At 66.4% G+C, this 21306-nt stretch carries 21 protein-coding genes and 2 pseudogenes; 13 read left to right on the top strand and 10 right to left on the bottom strand.

Annotated features, from left to right (window positions below; translation table 11 throughout):
* Positions 1–13: 13 nt before the first annotated feature.
* The 3 genes from QOC76_RS23845 to QOC76_RS23835 are packed head-to-tail and all read left to right on the top strand — an operon-like array spanning position 14 to position 2618.
* Positions 14–1309 carry an adenylosuccinate synthase gene (locus QOC76_RS23845; RefSeq protein ID WP_526361059.1) on the top strand — a complete coding sequence of 432 codons (1296 nt, stop codon included), beginning with the start codon at positions 14–16 and terminating at the stop codon, positions 1307–1309.
* Positions 1306–1962, top strand: a complete 657-nt coding sequence (locus QOC76_RS23840) for a PaaI family thioesterase (RefSeq protein WP_526361057.1) — start codon at positions 1306–1308, stop codon at positions 1960–1962. The genes QOC76_RS23845 and QOC76_RS23840 overlap by 4 nt, the downstream gene beginning before the upstream one ends.
* Positions 1959–2618 (top strand): hypothetical protein, encoded by a 660-nt coding sequence (locus QOC76_RS23835; RefSeq protein ID WP_526361055.1) that lies wholly within the window; start codon positions 1959–1961, stop codon positions 2616–2618. The genes QOC76_RS23840 and QOC76_RS23835 overlap by 4 nt, the downstream gene beginning before the upstream one ends.
* Here QOC76_RS23835 and QOC76_RS23830 read toward each other — a convergent pair whose 3' ends face one another.
* Both QOC76_RS23830 and QOC76_RS23825 read right to left on the bottom strand, forming a co-directional pair.
* On the bottom strand, positions 2619–2810 hold the full coding sequence (locus QOC76_RS23830; RefSeq protein ID WP_526361053.1) for a ferredoxin: 192 nt from the start codon (positions 2808–2810) through the stop codon (positions 2619–2621).
* Complete coding sequence (locus QOC76_RS23825; protein ID WP_526361051.1) at positions 2807–4012, bottom strand: cytochrome P450; 1206 nt, start codon at positions 4010–4012, stop codon at positions 2807–2809. Before QOC76_RS23825 ends, QOC76_RS23830 begins: the two co-directional genes overlap by 4 nt.
* A 189-nt stretch (positions 4013–4201) precedes the next feature.
* Here QOC76_RS23825 and QOC76_RS23820 point away from each other — a divergent pair, with 189 nt between their 5' ends.
* Positions 4202–4678, top strand: a complete 477-nt coding sequence (locus QOC76_RS23820) for a MarR family winged helix-turn-helix transcriptional regulator (RefSeq protein WP_526361049.1) — start codon at positions 4202–4204, stop codon at positions 4676–4678.
* Here the strand turns inward: QOC76_RS23820 and QOC76_RS23815 are convergent.
* Both QOC76_RS23815 and QOC76_RS23810 read right to left on the bottom strand, forming a co-directional pair.
* Positions 4632–5867: a glycosyltransferase gene (locus tag QOC76_RS23815; protein ID WP_526361047.1), complete on the bottom strand. Its 1236-nt coding sequence runs from the start codon at positions 5865–5867 to the stop codon at positions 4632–4634. The genes QOC76_RS23820 and QOC76_RS23815 overlap by 47 nt on opposite strands.
* Positions 5868–6017: 150 nt before the next feature.
* Positions 6018–7604, bottom strand: coding sequence for a Na+/H+ antiporter (locus QOC76_RS23810; RefSeq protein WP_526361045.1), 1587 nt, complete (start codon positions 7602–7604; stop codon positions 6018–6020).
* Between the two features lie 42 nt (positions 7605–7646).
* Here QOC76_RS23810 and QOC76_RS23805 point away from each other — a divergent pair, with 42 nt between their 5' ends.
* The 6 genes from QOC76_RS23805 to QOC76_RS23780 are packed head-to-tail and all read left to right on the top strand — an operon-like array spanning position 7647 to position 11814.
* Positions 7647–7955 carry a UBP-type zinc finger domain-containing protein gene (locus QOC76_RS23805; protein WP_526361043.1) on the top strand — a complete coding sequence of 103 codons (309 nt, stop codon included), beginning with the start codon at positions 7647–7649 and terminating at the stop codon, positions 7953–7955.
* 23 nt (positions 7956–7978) lie between these two features.
* Positions 7979–9241, top strand: a complete 1263-nt coding sequence (gene purT / locus QOC76_RS23800; protein WP_526361041.1) for a formate-dependent phosphoribosylglycinamide formyltransferase — start codon at positions 7979–7981, stop codon at positions 9239–9241.
* Between the two features lie 2 nt (positions 9242–9243).
* A complete protein-coding gene (locus QOC76_RS23795; protein ID WP_526361039.1) occupies positions 9244–9729 on the top strand; it encodes an Rv0361 family membrane protein in 486 nt (161 codons plus the stop codon).
* A 19-nt stretch (positions 9730–9748) separates the two neighbouring features.
* Positions 9749–10183, top strand: coding sequence for a rhodanese-like domain-containing protein (locus QOC76_RS23790; RefSeq protein ID WP_526361037.1), 435 nt, complete (start codon positions 9749–9751; stop codon positions 10181–10183).
* Positions 10180–11400 carry an O-succinylhomoserine sulfhydrylase gene (locus QOC76_RS23785; RefSeq protein WP_526361035.1) on the top strand — a complete coding sequence of 407 codons (1221 nt, stop codon included), beginning with the start codon at positions 10180–10182 and terminating at the stop codon, positions 11398–11400. The genes QOC76_RS23790 and QOC76_RS23785 overlap by 4 nt, the downstream gene beginning before the upstream one ends.
* Before the next feature lie 9 nt (positions 11401–11409).
* Positions 11410–11814, top strand: a complete 405-nt coding sequence (locus QOC76_RS23780; RefSeq protein ID WP_526361033.1) for a hypothetical protein — start codon at positions 11410–11412, stop codon at positions 11812–11814.
* Here QOC76_RS23780 and QOC76_RS23775 read toward each other — a convergent pair.
* Together QOC76_RS23775 and QOC76_RS23770 are read right to left on the bottom strand one after the other, a co-directional pair.
* The gene (locus QOC76_RS23775) at positions 11784–12644 is read right to left on the bottom strand and encodes an SDR family NAD(P)-dependent oxidoreductase (protein ID WP_526361031.1); all 861 of its coding nucleotides are present in this window, start codon (positions 12642–12644) and stop codon (positions 11784–11786) included. The two genes, QOC76_RS23780 and QOC76_RS23775, sit on opposite strands and share 31 nt — an antisense overlap.
* Positions 12645–12811: 167 nt before the next feature.
* A complete protein-coding gene (locus QOC76_RS23770) occupies positions 12812–14032 on the bottom strand; it encodes a DDE-type integrase/transposase/recombinase (RefSeq protein WP_526361029.1) in 1221 nt (406 codons plus the stop codon).
* A 171-nt stretch (positions 14033–14203) separates the two neighbouring features.
* Here QOC76_RS23770 and QOC76_RS23765 point away from each other — a divergent pair.
* A pseudogene (locus QOC76_RS23765) lies at positions 14204–15815 on the top strand (HNH endonuclease signature motif containing protein).
* A 20-nt stretch (positions 15816–15835) separates the two neighbouring features.
* On the opposite strand, the pseudogene QOC76_RS23760 reads toward QOC76_RS23765, so the two are convergent.
* Positions 15836–16317: pseudogene (locus QOC76_RS23760) on the bottom strand (hypothetical protein).
* A gap of 36 nt (positions 16318–16353) precedes the next feature.
* Between QOC76_RS23760 and QOC76_RS23755 the strand changes: the two are divergent.
* Complete coding sequence (locus QOC76_RS23755; RefSeq protein WP_526361027.1) at positions 16354–17025, top strand: phosphatase PAP2 family protein; 672 nt, start codon at positions 16354–16356, stop codon at positions 17023–17025.
* Here the strand turns inward: QOC76_RS23755 and QOC76_RS23750 are convergent.
* Complete coding sequence (locus QOC76_RS23750; RefSeq protein WP_526361025.1) at positions 16979–18472, bottom strand: bifunctional phosphatase PAP2/diacylglycerol kinase family protein; 1494 nt, start codon at positions 18470–18472, stop codon at positions 16979–16981. The genes QOC76_RS23755 and QOC76_RS23750 overlap by 47 nt on opposite strands.
* 62 nt (positions 18473–18534) lie before the next feature.
* Here QOC76_RS23750 and QOC76_RS23745 point away from each other — a divergent pair, with 62 nt between their 5' ends.
* Complete coding sequence (locus tag QOC76_RS23745) at positions 18535–19197, top strand: L,D-transpeptidase family protein (protein ID WP_526361023.1); 663 nt, start codon at positions 18535–18537, stop codon at positions 19195–19197.
* Positions 19198–19200: 3 nt separating this feature from the next.
* On the opposite strand, the gene QOC76_RS23740 is transcribed toward QOC76_RS23745, so the two are convergent.
* Positions 19201–19662: a nuclear transport factor 2 family protein gene (locus QOC76_RS23740; RefSeq protein WP_526361021.1), complete on the bottom strand. Its 462-nt coding sequence runs from the start codon at positions 19660–19662 to the stop codon at positions 19201–19203.
* 11 nt (positions 19663–19673) lie between these two features.
* Complete coding sequence (locus QOC76_RS23735) at positions 19674–21179, bottom strand: FAD-dependent oxidoreductase (RefSeq protein ID WP_526361019.1); 1506 nt, start codon at positions 21177–21179, stop codon at positions 19674–19676.
* Positions 21180–21306: the final 127 nt, after the last annotated feature.

The following is a 21306-nucleotide window of genomic DNA, read 5'->3' as shown; positions in this document are numbered from 1 at the left end:
CGGGAGAAACGCCATGCCGGCAATCGTGCTCATCGGCGCTCAGTGGGGCGACGAGGGCAAGGGAAAGGCCACCGATCTACTCGGGGGCCGCGTGCAATGGGTCGTGCGGTACCAGGGCGGCAACAATGCAGGCCATACCGTCGTGCTGCCGACGGGCGAGAACTTCGCGCTCCACCTGATCCCGTCGGGCATCCTGACACCCGGTGTCACCAATGTGATCGGCAACGGCGTGGTGGTCGACCCGGGCGTGTTGCTCGACGAGCTGAAGGGTCTGACCGACCGCGGCGTCGACACCGAACGCCTGCTGATCTCCGCCGACGCGCACCTGCTGATGCCGTACCACGTCGCCATGGACAAAGTGGTCGAGCGATACGCGGGCAGCAAGAAGATCGGCACCACCGGCCGCGGAATCGGCCCGTGCTACCAGGACAAGATCGCGCGCATCGGGATTCGCGTCGCTGACGTGCTCGACGAGGCGCAGCTCGCTCAGAAGATCGAGGCGGCACTGGAATTCAAGAACCAGGTGCTGGTCAAGATCTACAACCGCAAGGCGCTGTCGCCCGACGAGGTGCTCGACCACCTGCTGACCAAGGCCGAGGGCTTCAAGCACCGCATCGCCGACACCCGCCTGTTGCTCAACGTCGCGCTCGACGAAGGCGAGACGGTTCTGCTCGAGGGCTCGCAGGGCACGCTGCTCGACGTCGACCACGGCACGTATCCGTTCGTCACGTCGTCGAATCCGACCGCAGGCGGCGCCGCCGTCGGCTCCGGCATCGGACCCACCCGCATCACCACCGTGTTGGGGATCCTGAAGGCGTACACCACCCGCGTCGGCTCCGGCCCGTTCCCGACCGAGTTGTTCGACGAGATGGGCGAATACCTGTCCAAGACCGGCGGCGAGTTCGGGGTGACGACGGGCAGGCGTCGTCGCTGCGGCTGGTTCGATTCGGTGATCGCGCGCTACGCCACCCGGGTCAACGGCATCACCGACTACTTCCTGACCAAGCTCGACGTGCTCTCGAGCCTGGAGACGGTCCCGGTTTGCGTCGGCTACACCGTCCGCGGCAAGCGCACCGACGAAATGCCGATGACGCAGAGCGACATCGGGTACGCCGAGCCGATCTACGAGGAGATGCCGGGCTGGTGGGAGGACATCTCCGAGGCCCGTGAATTCGACGACCTGCCCGCCAAGGCGCGAGACTACGTGCTTCGGCTGGAAGAGCTTGCCGGCGCCCACGTTTCGTGCATCGGTGTCGGACCCGGCCGCGAGCAGACCATCGTGCGCCGCGACATTCTGGCGGGCTCGTGACTTCCGCGCGCAGCGAAAAGGACAATGATCCCCGCGTCGTCGACCCTGACTACGACAGGCATGGCGGGTTCCCGAATTTCGAAGCGGCCCAACCCGGTCCAGGGTTCGGCCGGTTTCTCGCGGCGATGCGCAAGGCTCAGGATCTCGCGGTGTCCGCCGACCCCGACATCGACACCTGGAACGAAGCGGCCAACCTCGCGGAAAAGTTGGTGAAGCTGCTGGACCCGTTCGAGGCGCCGGAAGGTCTCGGGCCTGCCAACCGGGTGCCCGCGCTGCCGGGCTCGGGCAGCCTGCTGATGCCGCCGTATGCGGTGACGAAGTTCGAATCCGACGACGTCGAGTTGACCGTGCAGTTCAGCCGCTTTCACGTCGGTGGTAATTACGCGGTGCACGGCGGTGTTCTGCCGCTGATGTTCGACTCGATGTTCGGCATGGTGATCCACGCGTCCGGACGGCCGATCAGCCGCACCGGCTTCCTTCATGTGGACTACCGGAAGGTGACGCCGATCGACACCCCGTTGACGATGCGCGGTTGGGTCGATCGAACGGAGGGCCGCAAGGCGTTCGTGAACGCCGAATTGCGAGACCCGGACGGCAACCTGCTCGCCGAGGCCAACGGCTTGATGATCCGGCTGCTGCCGGGGCAGCCATGACCAGCCTGACGCCGCACCCGCTGACCACCCCTCGCGCGGCGGCGCTGGCAGGCGTGTTGTTCGGACTGCTGTTCGGGGCCGCGCTGATTCTGATCCGCACCGCGCTGCCCGAAGGCGCCGAGGAGGGCGCGCAGTGGCTGGATTCGGGCAGCCATCGAATGAGGATCGCAGCGATCCTGATGCCGTTCGCGGGCATTGCCTTTCTGTGGTTCATCGGCGTCGTGCGAGACGGCTTCGGGAGCGTCGAGGACAAGTTCTTCTCCACCGTGTTCATCGGTGCGGGGCTGACGTTCCTGACGATGATGTTCGTGTCGTCGGCCATCGGTGCGGGGTTGGCCGCCAGCAGCAGGGACGTCGTGGATGTGTCCGCGCACACCGAGGTGGCCACCTTCGGGCAGATGGTCCTGATCACGTTGACCAAGACCTACGCGCTGAGAATGGGCGCCGTGTTCATGATCTCGCTGGCCACGATGTGGCTCAAGACCGGCCTGATGCCACGCTGGTTGGTGATCGTGACTTATGTTCTGGCACTGGGGATTCTGCTCGCCAGCGATATCAGCATGTGGATGACATTGGCCTTCCCCATCTGGGTGCTCATCGTCAGCGTGCTGCTGCTCGGCCGCGCGGGCGTGATCGACCTGGACCGCGACGACTAGTCAGTCGACGATCGTCAGCGCCTGCGAAGGGCAGAGCTTGACCGCCTCGCGCGCCCTGTCTTGCTCGTCGTCGGGGATGTCGTCGACGAGCACCACCACGATGCCGTCGTCGTCCTGGTCGAACAGGTTGTCTGCGACCATCACGCAGTTCCCCGCCTGTATGCAGACGTCGCGATCGGCGTGCACCTTCACCAGCTCACCTCCAGTGACTTGAGCCCGTAGATGAAGTTCCAGGTTCGGAACTGCACGTCGGCGAAATCCTCGGCCAGCGCAAGGTTCGGGAATCGGCGCAGCAATGCGGGGAAGGCGATGCGCATCTCCATCCGGGCCAGCGGCGCGCCGAGGCAGTGGTGCACGCCGTGCCCGAACGCCAGATGGCCCGGCGCACCGCGACGAATGTCGAGGACCTCGGGTGAGTCGATGAAGCCGGCGTCCCGGTTGCCCGACGGTAGGGACGGGAATACCAGATTTCCCGCTGGAATCATCACGCCCGCGACCTCGACGTCGGTGGTGGTGACGCGGGGAATTGCGGTCTGCACGATCGAAAGCCAGCGCAACAGCTCCTCCAGGGCTGGACCGATGGCGTCGGGATCGTCGCGTATGACTGCCAGCTGTTCCGGGTGACGCAGCAGCGCCAGCGTGCCGAGGCCCAGCATGTTCGACGTGGTTTCGTGCCCGGCGAGCAGCAGCAGGCCTGCGACTCCGATGAGTTCGTCGTCGGTGAGCTCGTCGCCGTGTTCACGCACCAGCATGCCAAGGATGTCCTCGCCGGGTTGCCGCCGCGCACGGGCAACCAGCGTGGTCATGTATGCGCGGCCCTGCCGAGCCAACTCCTGCCGCTCGGGTATCGGAACCGAGAAGTCGAGCTGTCCGACGCTGCGCCGTTGGAAGTCCTCGCGGTCGTCATAGGGCACGCCGAGCAGTTCGCAGATCACCAGCGACGGGATCGGCAGCGCGAAGTTCTCCACCAAATCGGCTGGCGGGCCCCCACTTTCCATCGTGTCCAGTTGGGTTTCGACGATCTCGACGATGCGCGGCTCGAGACGTTTCATCCGCCTGATCGTGAACTCGGGTGTCAGCATGCGACGCAGCCGCGAATGCTCGGGCGGGTCGAGACCGAGGAGATTACCGGCGCGTGCGTTAGCGGCCTCCTCCTCGGACGGCTGCCGAACGCCCTGCACAGGGAAGCCGGGCGGACGCTCGTTGGAGAACCGTTCGTGATCGGCCAGCACGGCCTTGACGTCCTCGTGGCGAGTGACCAGGTAAACCTGCAGGCCGAAGGCGTTGGTGAATTCGCGAACGCCCTCGCTCTCACGGATCAGCCGAAGCTCCGCGGTAGGACTGAACGAATCGCGGCGCATGTGCAGCGGCGGTTTTTCAGGCGCTTCGGTCATGGTTCGACGCTACTCGCGGAAAACGAACTGCCCGATGATCGCATTGACCCGAGACGGGTTCTCCAGCCGCGCAAGGCGATTTTCGCGAAGAGCGAACGCTGGTCGGGGGGCGGGCACCACGCTGCCGATCAGCAATAATTCAGATACTTAATTATTAAGCAAACGAATCAGTCGCGCTATGCTGAGCGGGTGGCGAAGACCGATCGAGCGGCGCTGGAGTCGCAGATCGCGGCCGATGTGCGGGCGATGACAGCCGAGTCCGACGAGATCGGCAGGCACTTCGCCAGTCGACATGATCTGACCGCCAACGACTTTCGCGCCCTGCTGCATGTCATGGTGGGCGAGACGTCGGGTTCGCCGCTCACTGCGGGCGAACTCAGGACCCGGATGGGTATGTCGGGTGCTGCCATCACCTACCTCGTCGAGCGGATGATCGCCTCCGGGCACTTTCGGCGCGAGTCCGATCCGTCCGATCGCCGCAAGGTCATCCTTCGGGTCGCCGACGACGGAGTGGCCGTCGCGCGAGGCTTTTTCACGCCGCTGGCGAAGCACAACCGGCGCGCGATGGCCGGGTTACCCGATGACGATCTCGCCGCCGCGCACCGGACCTTCGCCGCGATCATCGACGCGATGCGGGCATTTCAGTCCAAACTCGACCAGTCGTGATCACCTCGACGAGCCGTCTGGCGGCCACCGTCGCGCCGTCGGTGCGAATCCTGCCCGCCAGGGCGGCCGCACGCGCCCTGGTGTCGGGGCTCGTCGCGGTGTCAAGAGCAGCCGAGAGCGACTCGAGCGTCGGCGTCGGTCCGTCGTGTGCGGTGCCAACGCCCAGGTCGGCCAACCGGGCCGCCCAGTACGGCTGGTCCGCGATCTGAGGCACCACCACCTGAGGTACGCCTGCGACGGCGGCCGTCGTCGTCGTGCCCGCGCCTCCGTGATGCACGACGACGGCGACGCGCTTGAACAGTGCCTGGTGGTTCACCTCGCCGACGGCGAAGCAATCATCCCCGTCGTCGATCACACCGAGCCCGGCCCAGCCGCGAGAGACGAGCACCCGGTGACCGCTCGCGCGGATCGCTCCGATGGCCACCCGTGCGACATCCTCGGGGGCGCGCACGCTGCTGAAACCCACATACACCGGCGGTGCACCCGCGTCCAGGAAAGCCGACAAGTCGGCAGGCAATGGCCGCTCGTCGGGCATGATCCAGGCGCCGGTCGCTACGACGTCGAAATCCGGTGAACCAGGCCACGGGGCGAGGATCGGGTCGGCCGCCAGCCACGGGTGTCCGGTGAAAACGTGGTCGCGCACGTTGTCGACTGGCGGCAATCCAAGCGCCGCCCGATGGGTGTTGAGCGGAACGCCGTAGAGCGCCTGCACCCGCTCGGCGTCCACCTGCCACAGCACCCGGTTGTCCGCCCCCGGTGGGAACGGCTTGCCCGGCCGTGACAGCGGCGCGTGGTGCGGCGAGGGGATGGGCCACGGATGCAGCGCCACGAGCACGTACGGGATGCCGCGAACCTCGGCGATCGTGCGCAGGCCCGCCGGCATCAACCCGGACGCAACCACCGCGTCGCAGCCCTCGGCCGCCGGTGCGACGGTGGCGAACTGCATCGCCACCAGGTTCGCCGCCGTCCGCGGCGCATCCGCAGGTGTCAGCGGCTTCTTGCCGTGCAGCATGTCGCGCAGCGATTCCCCTAGCGGAATCAGCGGCACTCCGGCCCGTGCCGCGAGTTCTGCGAAGTCCGGTGGTGCACACACCCGCGCCTCGACATCGAGCTTGCGCAACGCGACCGCGAGTCCCATCAGCGGTTCGACGTCCCCGCGTGAACCCCATGACGACAACAGCACACGCATCGAGCTACCCCTTCTCGTATCGCCAGTTCTGGCTCAGGGGGGCGATTCTGGGGCATGACGGGGGTCTTGCCGCAAGACCCCCTGTGCGATATATGTTGAAGTGGGAAGAGATACGGCTCCCGGCCCAACCTCCATCGCTCCTCTCGTGCGCTAGGCCCGGTTGAGCGTCGCTTGTTCGAGATCCAGTCCGTGAAGCACCGACCGCAGCACCTCGTCGTCGATATGTCCGCTGTCGCGCTCGGCGATGAACGCGGCGCGTTCGGCGGCCAGCATCTCCAACCGCAGCCGCCGGAACGCCGACGTCGGACTTTCGCCGATGTCCTCCTCGTTGCGGCCGAGCCGCTCCCACGCCGAATTGCGTCGCCGAGTGTTCCACGCGCGCAACACTTCCGCGGCCCGCTCGGCCTCCGTGGTGTCGGACTCGGCCAGCAGCTCGTCGAGCCGGTCGGCCGCCGCGTTCGCGGCCTTCTCCTGTGCGGCTGCCGCGGCGATCGCGTCGGTGCGCGCCTCGTTGCCCTGCACGCCGAGCCGTCGGATCAGCCACGGCAGTGTCAGACCGTGCAGCAGCAGCGTGCCGATGACGACGACGAAGGTGAGGAACACGATGTGCTCGCGCCCGGGAAACGGCGCACCCGACAGCGTCGTCAGCGGCAGCGCGAACGCCGCCGCCAACGACACCACGCCGCGCATGCCCGCCCACGCGACGATGAAGACCTGCGAGCCCGTCGGCGCGACTTCGTGCGCCCTGATGCGCGCTGACAGCATCCTGGGCAGGAACGCGAACGCGAACACCCAGACGATCCGCACCACGATGACGGTCGCCAGCACCGCAAGCGAGTAGGACGCCATCGTCGAGAACGGCATGCCTCGGATCTCGTCGATGACGGTCGGCAGCTGCAGGCCGATCATCAGAAACGCGAATGACTCCAGCACCAGCTGGAGCGCTTTCCACACCGCCTGATCCTGCAGGCGGGTCTCGTAGCCGGCGTGGAACGACCTCTGACCGAGGATCAGCGCCGCGACCACCACCGCGAGCACACCGGATCCGTGCGCTTCCTCGGCGGTGAGGTAGATGACGAACGGCGCCACCAGTCCGACGGCGGATTCCACCAGAGCGTCGTGCAGCCGCCACCTGATGAAGGCGATGAGGAAGCCCAGCGCAAGGCCGATCGCGACGCCGCCACCCGCCGCCAACGCGAAGGTGGCCAGGCCGCTGCCCCAACTCGTCGCGGCTCCGATCGCCGCGGCAAGCGCCACCTTGTAGGCGGTCAGCGCGGTCGCGTCGTTGAGCAGGCTCTCGCCGCCGAGCAGCGTCATGATCTGGCGCGGCAGCCCGAGCCTGCGCCCGACCGCGGTCGCCGACACCGCGTCGGGGGGCGCCACGATCGCGCCGAGCGTGAGACCGGCCGCGAGAGTCAGGTCCGGCACCGTTTTGTATGCGACGAAGCCGACCGCGAACGCGGTCGCCAACGGCAGGCCGATGGCGAGCAGCCCGATCGGGCGGAGGTTGTTCTTCAGCCCCACGTAACTGCTTTCCAGGCCCGCCGACCACAAGAGCGGCGGCAGCAGGACGTAGAGCACCAGGTCGGGATCGAGGTCGATGTCGCTGAACCCCGGAATTGTGCTCGCCGCCAGGCCGGCGACCACCAGGGCCAGCGGCGCCGACACGTCGTATCGCCTCGCCAATGCGGCCAGCAGCACCGACGCCACCAGCACCGCGAGCAGGGAGCCATGCACCTCGTCAGACCTCCTCGGTCAATGTCCCTATCCTTGGTCAGCATGCTGAAGAGATCGCGGGGACGCGATTCGAAGGCGCCCACAGCGCCGAAGACGTGCCCGCATCTCCTGGCTGCAACCTCCGAACCCGAGCCCGTTTCTCCCGGAGAATGCCAGGATTGTGCCGATCTGGGCGAGAACACGTGGGCGCATCTGCGGATGTGCATGACGTGCGGTCACGTCGGCTGCTGCGACTCGAGCCCGCATCAACACGCCAGCGAACACTTCCGCCGGACCGGGCACCCCGTCATGCGATCCGTCGAGCCGGAAGAGGACTGGAGATGGTGCTACATCGACGTCCGGCTCGGGTGAAGATCTGGCAGTCTTGACGGGCGATGACCGAAACCACAGAGTCTCAAGTTCCAGAGGACACACCGGACGAAGAGCCGACCGACAGTGAGCCCGGCCAGCACCGCGACGACCGAAAAGCGGTGATGCTGCTCGGCTCCGGTGAGTTGAGCCGCGAGCTGACCCTGGCGTTCCAGCGGTTGGGTCGCGAGGTCGTCGCCGTCGACCGGTACGCGAACGCGCCCGCGCACGGCGTCGCCGACCGCGCGGCGGTGGTCAAGATGAACGATGCCGAGGCGCTCAGCGCGATCATCGAGCGGGCGAACCCGCTGTACGTGGTCGCCGAATCCGGTGTTATCGCGGTCGACGCGCTGGTGGCCGCCGCCGAGCGCGGCCTCGAAGTTTTTCCGACCCCGCGCGGTGTCCGGATGAGCCAGGACCGGGAAGGCATGCGCAGGATGGCCGCGGACGAACTGGGCCTGCCGACCGCGCCGTTCTGGTTCGCCGGGTCGGTCGACGAGCTGACCGCCGTGGCCGAACATGCCGGCTTCCCGCTGGTGGTCAAGCCGATCGCAGGGGTGCCGGGTGAGGGCCAGTCGGTGCTGCTGCGCACCGACGACATCGAGGCGGCCTGGCAGCGCGCGGTGGGGGCGGGCACGGTGGCGCACAACCGGGTGCTCGCGGAGACGGTCGTCGAGGTCGATTTCGAGATCACCCTGATCACGGTCCGCACCACCGGGCCGACGGGTCCCGCGCTGCACTTCTGCGAACCGATCGGCCACCGCGAGGGGGACGGTGACCTGCTGGAGGCGTGGCAGCCGCAGCCCTTGTCGGCAGCGGCGCTGGACGCGGCGAAGTCGATCGCCGCGCGCATCGTCAACGCACTCGGCGGGCGTGGCGTCTTCGGCGTCGAACTGCTGGTGCGCGGCGATGAGGTCTACTTCTCCGACGTCCGCACCAGACCCCATGACAGCGGCCTGGTAACCCTTCGGTCGCAACGGCTTTCAGAGTTCGAACTGCACGCTCGCGCGATCCTGGGGCTGCAGGTGGACACCATCATGATCTCTCCCGGTGCCGCAGAGGTGACGTATGCGGGCGCCGAGTCGCCCGTCGATATCGCGCCGGAGAACGTCAATGCGGTGCTGGCCGACGCCTTGGCCGTCGCCGAAAGCGACGCCCGGCTGTTCAACCGGCCCGACGAGACCGAACCCCGGCGCCGACTCGGCCTCGCGCTGGCCACCGCACCGGACGTCACCACCGCCAGGGACAGAACGCGGCGAGTGACCGGCGTGCTACGCAAACTCTGGTAGCCGTGCCGTCCGACGACGAGGTCGTGCCGTCCGACGACGAGGTCGTGCCGGCTGACGACGAGGCCGCCGACAGGCCGACGGTCGCCCCGTTCCTTGGCGCGCTGGCAATCATTGTGATCGTGGTGATCGCTATCTGGTTGTTCAACGTGTTGCAGGCGGACCGCTCGCCGCAGGACCAACTTGTCGGCCGCACCGCCGTCGGCCAGAACGACGCGCTGCAGCGGGAGAACTTCGCCGACTTCGGCTCTTACACGTGCGCCAAGATGCGCGGCGTGGAAGCCGATGTGATTGCGCGTCAACGGGATTCAGTCGCCAAGCGTGGTGCCCGGTTCGTCGACGATGTCACCGACATCAAGATCGACGGCGACCGCGCGACGGCGACCGTGACATACCACTTCGACAAGGCGCCGGATGCGAAGGCGCCCGTTCCGGTGACGTTCGTGCGCGAGGACGGGGCGTGGAAGGTCTGTTCGACCGGTCCCAGTTAGGTATGGGACACTCGCGATCGTGAGCTATGCGGGAGACATCACGCCTGAAGAGGCCTGGAAAATGCTCAACGATGACCCGCAGGCCGTGCTCGTCGACTGCCGCACCGACGCCGAATGGCGGTTCGTCGGTGTGCCCGACCTGACGGGTCTCGGTCGCGACGTCATCTACGTCGAGTGGAACCGCACCGACGGCAACTGGAACGAAGGCTTCGTCGATGACCTCGTCGCGGCCGGCGTTGAACCGGGCGTGGGCCCAGACGCCAGTAGCGGACGGCCCGTGGTGTTCCTGTGCCGCTCCGGCAATCGTTCCATCGGCGCGGCCGAGGCGGCCACCGAAGCGGGCATCGCGCCGTCGTACAACATCCTGGACGGATTCGAAGGCGACCTCGGCGAGAACAAGCACCGCGGGGCCACCGGTTGGAAGGCCGTCGGCCTGCCGTGGAAGCAGTCGTGAGCAACAACCCGGACACTCCGTCGGTGCGCACGCCCGCAAAACTGCCGGAAGGCGTCAGTCAGGCCACCATCGGAGTGCGCGGGGGCCTACTGCGGTCGGGCTTCGAAGAGACCGCCGAGGCGATCTACCCGACCTCGGGCTACGTGTACGCAAGTGCCGCCGAGGCGGAGAAGGCGTTCACCGGTGAGATCGACCGGTATGTGTACTCGCGGTACGGCAACCCGACGATCTCGATGTTCGAGGAGCGGTTGCGGTTGATCGAAGGAGCGCCTGCGGCGTTCGCGACTGCGACCGGGATGGCCGCGGTGTTCACCTCATTGGGTGCGCTGCTGGCCGCGGGCGACCGGTTGGTTGCGGCCAGAAGCCTGTTCGGCTCGTGCTTCGTGGTGTGCAATGAGATCCTGCCGCGGTGGGGCATCGAGACCGTGTTCGTCGACGGCGAGGACCTCTCGCAATGGGAAGAGGCGCTGTCGGTTCCGACGCAGGCGGTGTTCTTCGAGACCCCGTCGAACCCGATGCAGTCGCTGGTGGATATCGCCGCGGTGAGCGAGATGGCGCACCGTGTCGGGGCAAAAGTTGTGTTGGACAACGTGTTCGCCACTCCGATCCTGCAGCAGGGACTCCCGCTCGGCGTCGACGTGGTGGTGTACTCGGGCACCAAACACATCGACGGCCAGGGCCGGGTGCTGGGTGGCGCGATCCTCGGCGAGGCTGCCTACATCGACGAGCCGGTGCAGAAGCTGATGCGGCACACCGGCCCCGCGCTGAGCCCATTCAACGCGTGGGTGTTGTTGAAGGGCCTGGAGACGCTGGCGGTGCGGATGCAGTACAGCAACGATTCGGCGATGCGGATCGCGCAGTTCCTCGAGAGCCATCCCGCCGTGGGCTGGGTGCGCTACCCGTTCCTGGAGTCGCATCCGCAGTACGACCTCGCGAAGCGTCAAATGACCGGTGGTGGAACGGTTGTCACCTTCGAACTGAAGGGCGGCAGCAAGGAGCGCGCCTTCGAGGTGCTGGACAAACTGCGCATCGTCGACATCTCGAACAATCTGGGCGACGCCAAGTCGCTGATCACCCACCCGGCCACCACGACCCATCGGGCGATGGGGCCGGAAGGTCGCGCAGCGATCGGTCTCGGCGACGGCGTGGTGCGAATCTCGGTGGGGCTCGAAGGTACCGAGGATCTGATCAACGATCTGGACCGGGCGCTGGGCTAGGTGTCCCGGGTGTCTCGGGCGGCAGAGGCGAAGAAGGCGCGTCGCAACAAGCGGCGGGCCAAGCGGGACGTGAACTGGATTCCCGACTCGGTACTCGACGACATCGTCGACGATGTGGAGCTAGTCGAGGACTTGGAGAGCTTCGATGCGCGAATTACGCAGCGGGGCTGGACCTTCGACGAGGAACAGTCCGACGAGGAGTTCGTCATTTGGTTCTACCCGCCGTCGGGCGCCGAGGTCGGCAAGGGCTTGGAGCCGGTGACGACGATCTGGATGCACGTCGCCGAGGACGCCGAAGTCGTGCACACGATCCTCGTCGGAACCGCGGACGATCAGCCGATGACGCCCGACGAGCTCTTCGGGCGGATCGATGCGATCGAGGCCTACCGCTCCGGGGATTCCACCACGCCCTGAGCGGCCTGCGCGCGCTGCTCGTAGCTCTGGCGCTTCGCGTGGTCGAAGTTCATGAACACGGTGTCGAGACCGAGGCGTTTGTTGAGCCAGCGGCGGCCACGCGGGCCCAGCATCTGCGCGGCCTGTGCGGTGAACCGCAGCGGAGTCGGCACCGACACATGGGTTTTCGGCTTCTCCAGTGTCTTGATGATCGCCGCTGCGATGTCCTCGGGTTCCACCGGCTTGATGCCGCCGCCGGTCTTGGTGCCCGAGATCAACTCGGTGTTGGTGAACGGCGGCATGATGACCGAGACGTCGATGCCGTGCGGGGCGACCTCGTCGGCGAGCGCCGCGGTCAGACCGACCACGCCGAATTTGGTGCCCACGTAGACCACTTGGCCCGGAACCGGGATGAGGCCTGATAGCGAGGCGATGTTGATGATGTGGCCGCGGCGGCGGGCGATCATGTCGGGCAGCGCCAACTGGCATCCGGTTATCACGCCGTAGAGGTTGACCTCGATCGACGACCGGATCGACTGCTCGGACTGGTCGAGGAACGGTCCGATCGGCATCACGCCGGCATTGTTGATCAGCACGTCGACATGGCCGCCGCCGTCGGTGCGGGCCTTGTCGAGGAACGTGGCGAACGACGCGCGGTCGGTCACGTCGAGCGGGTAACCCGACACCGGCCCGAGCTTGGTCAGGTCGGCGACGGCCGACTCCTGGAACGCGACGTCACGGTCGCCGATGACCACCCGCGCACCGCGGGCCAACAACGCCTTCGCGGTAGCGAATCCGATGCCGCGGGCGGCGCCGGTGATCGCGATGGTTCTACCGGAGATGTTGTCCATGCGACCAAACTTTACAGGTGTCAAGTTTTGGTTGGAAGTGGCGGGCGTAGGGCAATCCCCCCGGGACTGCTCGGCACGGGTCACATCGAGTACCAGGTCTACCGCGTGACCGGCTGAGTTATCCACAGTCGTAATTTCATCCACAGGTGGCGCCGTGTTGCCTCATGTCAAGATGCGCGCGTAGGACCCCTGGTTGCCTCATTTGAGAGTGCGCGTTTGTTGACACGGGTGCCGGCTTTGCTGGTGGTCAGGGTGAGGAGTTGGTTCGCCAGGACCTGAATCCGTCGCTGCGTGGCGGCGGGGTTGATCCGGCCGTGGGCTAGAGCCAGGGCCGCTATGTCGTCAACAGTCGTGACCGGGTGGCCGATCACGCGGTGAAACGGGGTGGCCGCGGTGTCGTACTTCTTGGACACCTTGGCGCCGTCGCGGGCCTTGGATATCAGTTTCTGCTGCGGGTAGAAGTAGTTGGTCAGCTTGGACTGCAGCTGCCAGATCTCGTTGAGTAGCAACATTTCTGCGGCGGTGTCGTAGCGGTGATAGCCGACCACGGTGCGGACCACCGCCCAGTTCTTCTGCTCGACGTGGCAATTGTCGTTCTTGTTGCCCGGCCGGGCGCGGGTGAAGGTGATCTTGTTCTTGTCGCACCATTGCAGCAAGTGCGTGTTGATGAATTCTGATCCGTTGTCGGAGTCCACCCCCAGGATCGGGAACGGCATCTTCTCGGCGATGTCCTTCAGTGCGCGAAAGACGCACGTGCTGGCCTTGCTGGGCACTGAGCGGTTCTCGGTCCAACCGGTGGCGATGTCGGTGACCGTCAGCGTGAAGGCGAACTGGCCGGCGGGGTTGCCGCCGTCGTGGGAGACCAGGTCGATCTCGACGAACCCGGGTCGCGCGTCATCCCAATCAGCCCAGGTGCGCACCGGAATCTGACTTTTGAGCAGCGATCCTGGCTTGGTGGTCGCACGTCCCCTGAGCTGGTGTTTGCGTCGTTCGGGAGCCAGCCGACGATCGATGGTGGCCGCCGACATCGACACCAGCAACGCCGCGGTGTCCTCATCGATGACCAGCTCCCCGAAATGGCGCAACACCGCCACCAGTTCGGCCAACATCGGCGCCAGTCGCTTGCCGGCCGGCATTCCCAGCACCGTCCAGCACACCGTCAACGCGGCGACGACCTGCGGCCCGTAGGTCGGTGGTCGCGGGCGTCTCGGTGAAACCGCGGTGGGCTGCAACGCCGTCGTGAGCGCCTTGCGGGCATGGCTGCGGTGCCAGCCCGTGGTGGCGCACAACTCATCGAGAATGACGCCCTTGGATTGTTTATCCGCCTGCGAGTAGCGGATCGCTGTCGTCTCGGTCACTGCCCTGCGCTCAGCCAACGTCAACCCCATCAATCGGGCCTATCGGGGTCATTGCTGACCGATCAGGTAGGCACGCCGCACGCGCGCATTTGAGGTGAGGCAACGAAGCGGAATTTCGCGGCTTGCCGCGCGCATTTCCGGTGAGTCAACGCGCGCCGTTGAGCTGTGGTTATTGTCGGCGGGCTCGGTAGATTCGAAAGCATGTTCGATGAGCTCGCTGCGACTGCCCGGGTCGCCTCCGGTGGGGCGGCTGTTGGCGCCTGGGCCCGAGTGGAGAACGCGGCGTGCGCACGTCGGCTGTCGGCGATCGCTGATCTCCTCGAGGCCCGGTTGGCTGAGGACGGCTCCGCTGATCGGGATCAGTGGTGCGTCGACAACTGGGATGCGGTTGCTGCCGAGGTGGCCGCGGACCACGGTGTGTCACTGGGGGTGGCGTCGCATCAGCTGATGCTGGCGAAGGCGCTGCGCGAACGGCTGCCTCGGGTGGCTGAGGTGTTCGATGCTGGGCGCATCGCGTTGCGGTTGGTGAACTTAATCGTGTACCGCACGTCTTTGATAGCCGATCCGCATGCCCGCGCCAAGGTCGACGTCGACTTGGCCGCAGCGGTGACGGGGTGGGGCGCACTGTCCGAGGCCAAAGTCGAGCAGGCTCCATTGACAACTGGGTCGACCGCTACGACCCTTACGCGTTACGTCGGATGGAACACCGGGCGCGCGGTCGCCACGTAGACCAGACGTGGTCCGACGGGAACGGCTCCTCGACGATCGAGGCGGTGTTGTTCGACCACGACGCTGCCGCCCTGGATTCACGCCTCGATCTGATGGCCCGCGGGGTATGCGACAGTGACCCGCGGACGGTGGATCAGCGACGGGCGGATGCGTTAGGCGCGTTGGGCGCCGGCGCGGATCGGCTTGTGTGCGGGTGCGGGGCCGACGACTGTGCCGCGGCGGGTACGCCTGCCAGCGCTGTGGTGATCAACGTGATCGCCGAGGAGCGAAGCCTCACCGACGACACCCCTGTGGTGCTGGACGGCGAGGATCCTGACAGGCCGACGAAGCCGGTCAGGGAGATGACCCTCGCCGAAGCGTCGGTGATGCCGAAGCCGACCGGCCCGGCCCACACCGCTCCGGCGGTGATGGTCGGCGGCCCGATCATTCCCGCGCCGCTGTTGGCCGCCAAGATCGCCGCAGGCGCGACCATCCGGTGGATCACCGATCCCGGCGACGCGCCACCCGAACCGCGGTATCGGCCGTCGACGAAACTCGGCTGGTTTGTTCGGTGTCGCGACATGACGTGCCGGTTCCCCGGCTGCCACGAGCCCGCAGACGTCTGCGACTTAGCATCCACACGATCGCCTACCCGACCGGACCGACAAGTGCGTCCAATCTCAAATGCCTATGCCGAAAGCACCACCTCCTCAAGACTTTCTGGGGGTGGCGAGATCGACAACTGCCCGATGGCACTGTGGTGTGGACGTCGCCGGGCGGTCGGACGCACACCACTCAACCCGGCAGCCGGATTATGTTTCCGTCCCTGTGTCGGCCGACCGCTCGCGTCGTGTTGTCCGCCGCCGAGGTGGCAGCGGCGGTCGCCGCAGCCGAGACGGAGACGGGTCGCGGACTGGCCATGCCTCGCCGACGGCGCACCCGCGCACAGGACCGCGCCGCACGGATCGCGGCCGAGCGGCGCCTCAACGAGACCCAGCCGCAACCGCGCGTAACCGCCGTCTCCACGGCACGCGCCCCGGCCGAGAGCTCCGCGTCGTGGTTCGCGTCGTTACCACCGGGCGATGACAGCCCACCACCGTTCTGAGTGGTCCTTCGACACGGCCGCTATCCGCTGGCGGGGACGCCCACCGCACGCAGCACGTACTCGGGCGGAACCGCGAAGGCAAGCGACCGACGCGGCAGTCGCATCAGGACGTCGTCCGGGATGGCGGTCTTGTAGTTCAGCGAGAGGTGGCCGTTGAACTTCGGGTCGACCTCGCCGATGTCGACCTCGATGTGAACACCGGTCTCCGAGATGTCGGCCTTGACGGGTCCGCCCTGCGGTGCGTCCCAGCGTTGGTCAATGGTCCGGCCCGCGAGCTTGGGCACCGACGACAACGTGCCCAGCAGCGCTGCGGAGTGAGCACAAGAGAGCCGACATAGCTCGAGATACTTGCTTTGGCCTTCATGCCGGGCACGGACCCGCTGAATCGTCGAGTCACTGGGAGGTATTCGGCCAGGTAGATGATGCCCTCAGCGTCGACTTTAGTGCGCAGCTCAGTCGGTAGTCCGCCGACGCGCATAAGTCTGCGCAAAAACACAGCCATAGGTGCACCGTAGCGAAGGCGTGGTAGTCGTTGGGGGTGACACAGCGGAAAGTGTGGCTCCTCGGCCTGGCCGCGTTCGCGCTTGCGCTGTACGTCCTGCTGTGGGTCGGCATTGTGCAGCAGTGGTCGTGGGTCGAAATCATGGACCGGTTCGCCCTCGATCCTCTGCATGACTTCGGAACTGCCCATCCCGGCTGGGTCCGGTTCTGGGATCTGCTCTGCACGGTGCTCGGGCCCACAGTTTTCCGGCTGGTGGCGTTGGTCGTGATCGTCGTTGCCCTGGCCCGACGCAAGGTGCGGGTGGCGATGTTCCTGATAATCAGCGTCGAGCTCAGCGGGTTGATCACCGAAGCCGCCAAGGCGGCCGCGAACCGCCAGCGACCGGCCGGTGCCCTGGTGAGCGCGCAATCGACGTCATTTCCGTCGGGACACGCTCTCGGGGTGATGGTCGGCGTGCTGGCATTTCTGACGCTCGCCCTCCCGATCGTGCGTAGGCCGGTGCGGTTCTGGCTGATCGTCCTGGGCGCAGTTGTCGTGCTCGCGATCGGGGCGGCACGCGTGGTGCTGTGCGTACATCACCCGTCCGACGTGTTGGCCGGGTGGGCGCTGGGTTTCGCGTGGTTCGTCGGCTGTGTGCTGATGGTGCCGCCCGCCGTTCCGGTCACGGCAACGGACGAAACACCGGAAGCGCCCGGTAGTTCACTCTGAACCTGGCCTCATCGCACTCGGTGCCGATCTCGCCGTCATGCGCCAACTCGGTGCACCCGTCCACCGCGGTGAAGGCGAATTCAGGAACCCGCATCTCGTGGTAGAGCGGGCTGCGGGTGAGTCGACCAAGGGCCAGCGAGGCGACGATGCGCAGCCTGCTGAACCTGCGGCCGGTTTCGAGAATCCGAATGTCCATCAGGCCGTCGTCCATCCTTGTGCGTCGTGACGGCGCGAAGCCAGACGGCAGGTACGTCGAATTGCCGAGGAAGAACAGCGACGTCTGCAATGTCTTGTTGTCGTAGGCGATCTTTACCGGCTCGTCGCGGCGCAAGGTATGGAACATCGCATACAGGCCTGCGAGTGGTTTGCCGATCTTGTGCTCCAGCTTCTCGCGTGTCTGCACGAACCTCGGGTATGCGCCGATGCTGGCCGTGTTGACAACGATGTGTTCGTCGTTGAGGCACACGAGGTCAACGCAGGACACGTCGCCGCGTCGGATTGCCTCGACCGTCTTGGCCACGCTGTCGCAGCCGATGTCCTTGGCGAAGTGGTTGAAGGTGCCGCCGGGGAAGACCGCAAGTGGAATTCCGTGCTTGACGGCGATGCCCGCCGCGCACGACACGGTGCCGTCGCCGCCACCGACGGCGAGGACCTCGGTGCGCTCGGCCGCGTCGCGCAATGCTTCCTCGATGTCATCGCCGTCGCCGAGCTCGACGATCTCGGCTTTGGGCAGCGCTTCGCGCACTTCGTCGACGACGCGCGCCCCCGTGCCGCTGCCCGACGCGGGATTGATCACCAGCACGACGCCCGCGCCGTCGGGTCGCGGCAGCGTAGTGACCCGTAGAGGATCAGCGGTGGGGATCTTCGTGGGCGTGATCGGCGGGACAATCCTTGCGCCCAGCACCGCGATGCCCGCCCCGATGCCGAAGCCTGCGAACACGTCGCCCGGATAGTGGGCGCCGACGACCACGCGCGACAGCCCGACCAGTCCCGCCAGCAGGGCCAGACCCAGCCCCACCGGTGGGCTCTCCAGCCCCACCCCGACGGCGAAGGCGGCCGCACTGGCGGAATGTCCGGATGGCAGAGAATTCGATGTCGGGAAGCGCCTGCTCCGCCGGGCCAGGGGCACCAACGTGCGGTTGGGCCGCGGCCGTTTCCAGATGCGCTTGGCGAACTGGTTGGTGACCAGGCTGCTCACTGCCAGGCTCGCGACTCCGCGTATGGCGCCACGTACGGTCGCCTTGTGCCGCGTCGCGATCAGCGCCCCCGCAATGACGAACCACAGTTTGGAGTGATCGGCGGCCCAGGTCAGCCGGGGCATCGTGGCGTCGAGCAGAGGGCTGGGCGACTCCGCGACCGCCTCGAAGACCTCGCGATCGAGGGTGCCGAGCCCCTGGCCGATCTGGGTCAGGCCCTGCAGGCCCTGGGGCTTCCGACGGAATCGCATGACGCCAACTTACCCAGCCGCCGTTCAAGCCAACCGAAGCACGCTTGTGCAACCATTGGCGCGTGCGCCGATGGCTGGTACCGCTGATAGCGACACTGTCGGTCGGGCTGGCAGCGGTGTCCGCACCGATGACCCTCGCCGACTACACGCCGTGGTTCGCCCCGAAGGTAGGCGACGCAACCCAGGTCATATCCGTTGTGGGAGCCGGTGGTTCGTCGGCGAAGATCGACGTCTTCCAACGCACCGCGGCCGGCTGGCAAGCGGTCAGAACCGGCATCCCCGCCTTCGTCGGTGAGAACGGCATGGCGCCGGAAACCCATGACGGCCAAGCGAAGACCCCGATGGGCATCTTCACCCTCGACTTCGCGTTCGGCACCGCGCCGAACCCTGGAGGCGGCCTGCAGTACGCCCAGGTCGGGCCCGACCATTGGTGGGACGGCGATATGAAGAGCCCGACCTACAACACCATGCAGGTGTGCAAGAAGTCGCAGTGCCCGTTTCGCACCGACCCCGCCAGCGGCACCGAGAATCTGCAGATTCCGCAGTACGTGCATGCCGTGGTGATGGGCGTCAACAAGGAACGCGTGCCCGGTAACGGCGGTGCGTTCTTCCTGCACGCCACCGACGGCGGTCCGACCGCCGGTTGCGTTGCCCTCGATGACGGCACCCTGGTCGAGATCGTGAAGTGGTTGCAGCCGGGTGCGTTGATCGCGGTTACCCAGTAAACCTCAAATGTTCAGCGCCCCACCGGGTGTCACCTTGAAGTTGGTGATCGCCTCGGTGGACATGTTCACCTCGTAGGTGCGCTGGTATCCGGTTGCGCTGATCCGCCAGCCGTCGGACGTGCGCCGGTATCGGTCATGGTAGAACGCGGCGCCGTAGAGCATGAAGTTGAAGTCGGGAACGATCACGCGATCCTGCAGATACCAGGTGGCGGTGGCCTCGTCGCCGTCGACGTCGATTTCGGGGTGCGTCACCCGGTGCTCGGTCAGCACGTTGGCGGGCATCGAGGCGCGCATGAACTCGACCAACGTGTCACGGTCGGTGAAATGGTGTTCCTCGCCCAGCGAACTGCCGTAGTCACCGACGATGTCCTCGGTGAGGGTGTCGGCGAACTCGTCCCAGTGCTTGGTATCCAGCGCCCGCAGGTAGCGGTACTTCACCCGCATGATCTCGTCGGTATCACCCATGCGAGGGGATACTACTGAGCCGCAGTCAGGTCCCGGGTCGCAGGACCTTCGAGCCGCGTGCCGTCCGGCGCGAACCTCGAGCCGTGCAACGGACACTCCCATGATTCATAGGCGTCGTTCCAATTGACGATGCCGCCCAGATGCGGGCAGATCGGTGAGACTCGACGCTCAACGCCGTCGACGACGCTGCGGCCCTCCAGCTGCCACGGCGGCCCGCTGACGACTCCACCGTCCTCGGGTGTCCGGTCGCCGAGCCTTATCACCGGGGTGATCCAGCCCCTTGCGAGGTACAGGCCCACCTCCAGATTCATCTGCATCGCCTTCGGAATTCCGGACAGCTCGTGGGGACTCCAACTGGCGAATGCCTCCGCCCAGTGCATGCGGCCGCCGAGGATCCGGCCGGACAACGCGAGCGCCGCGGCGGTTCCGTTCGTCATGCCCCACTTGTCGAAGCCCGTCGCGACGAAGATCCTGTCGTTGCCGGGAAGGATCGGCCCGACGTACGGCAGTTCGTCGATCGGCGAATAGTCCTGCGCCGACCAGTAATGCGTCTGCATCGCGCCCGGATAGTGCAACTTCGCCCAGGCATCGAGTTCCTGCACCGACGACGCCGGATGCTTCCCGTGGCCCACCGGATGTCCCGCGCCGCCGACGATAAGGCGCTGGCCGTCGACGGTCGGTGCATAGCGGACCGACCGGGTCGGGGAGTCCGTCGAGATGTACATGCCGCTGGTGATGTCACCCGGCACCCGGTAGGCCATGCAGTAGGACCGCTGCGGTTTGAGCCGTGCGAAGAACCCGCCGCGATCCAGAATGGGAATACCGGTGGCCAGCACACACTGCTTCGCCGTGACGACGAACTCGTCGGCGTTTGTCGTTCGCACCTGCAGCGCCAACCCGTCGCCTTCACTTGAAACCTTTTGCACCCGAATCCCTTGCGCGAGGCGGCCGGCACGCTCGTCGAGCTCGACGATCAAGCTGTCCAAGAACGGCATGGGATCGAACTGAGCTTGGTCGGCGACGCGGACGCCGCCGTGGAAGGGAAACGGTACGCCCGCATCGTCGACCCAGTCCGCCGCCAACCCGGCGGCCTTGCACGCCTCGAGTTCACCCTTCGCCGAGGGCACGCCGTCCTCGGATTGCGCGTAGGTGAAGGCGTCTTCGCGCTGCACCGAGATGCCGTGCGCCTCGCAGTGCCCGATCAGCCATTCCTGGCCCTCGCGATTGCCTTCGACATATTGCTCAGCGTGTTTCGGGCCGTGCTTGGCGATGATCTTCGACAGCTTGGTGCCCTGCAGCAGGCTTATCTTCGCGGTGGTGTTGCCGGTGGCGCCCGCGCCTGCCGAAAGCGCTTCTAGCACAATGACGCTCTTACCCGCCCTGGCCAACAGCACGGCGGTGACGAGCCCGGTGATTCCGGCGCCGACCACCACCACGTCGGCGTGGCGGTCGGCCTCGAGCAAAGGACTGGGCGGCGATGGATGGTTTGCCCGGTCAGCCAGCCACAACGAAGTCATGGCTCAGCCAGTACCCTACGTGGCGGTGATAAAACGCAACCACTCAAAAGCATGGCGGCGGAACGCTGTTCAAACGGGCTGTGCACGGAGTGTCTGAGCGGTATCTGCCCACAACAGGGCTATGGTG

Source organism: Mycobacterium sp. (genome assembly GCF_032159565.1).
Classification (GTDB): domain Bacteria; phylum Actinomycetota; class Actinomycetes; order Mycobacteriales; family Mycobacteriaceae; genus Mycobacterium.
This window is presented reverse-complemented; position numbering and strand designations above follow the sequence as displayed.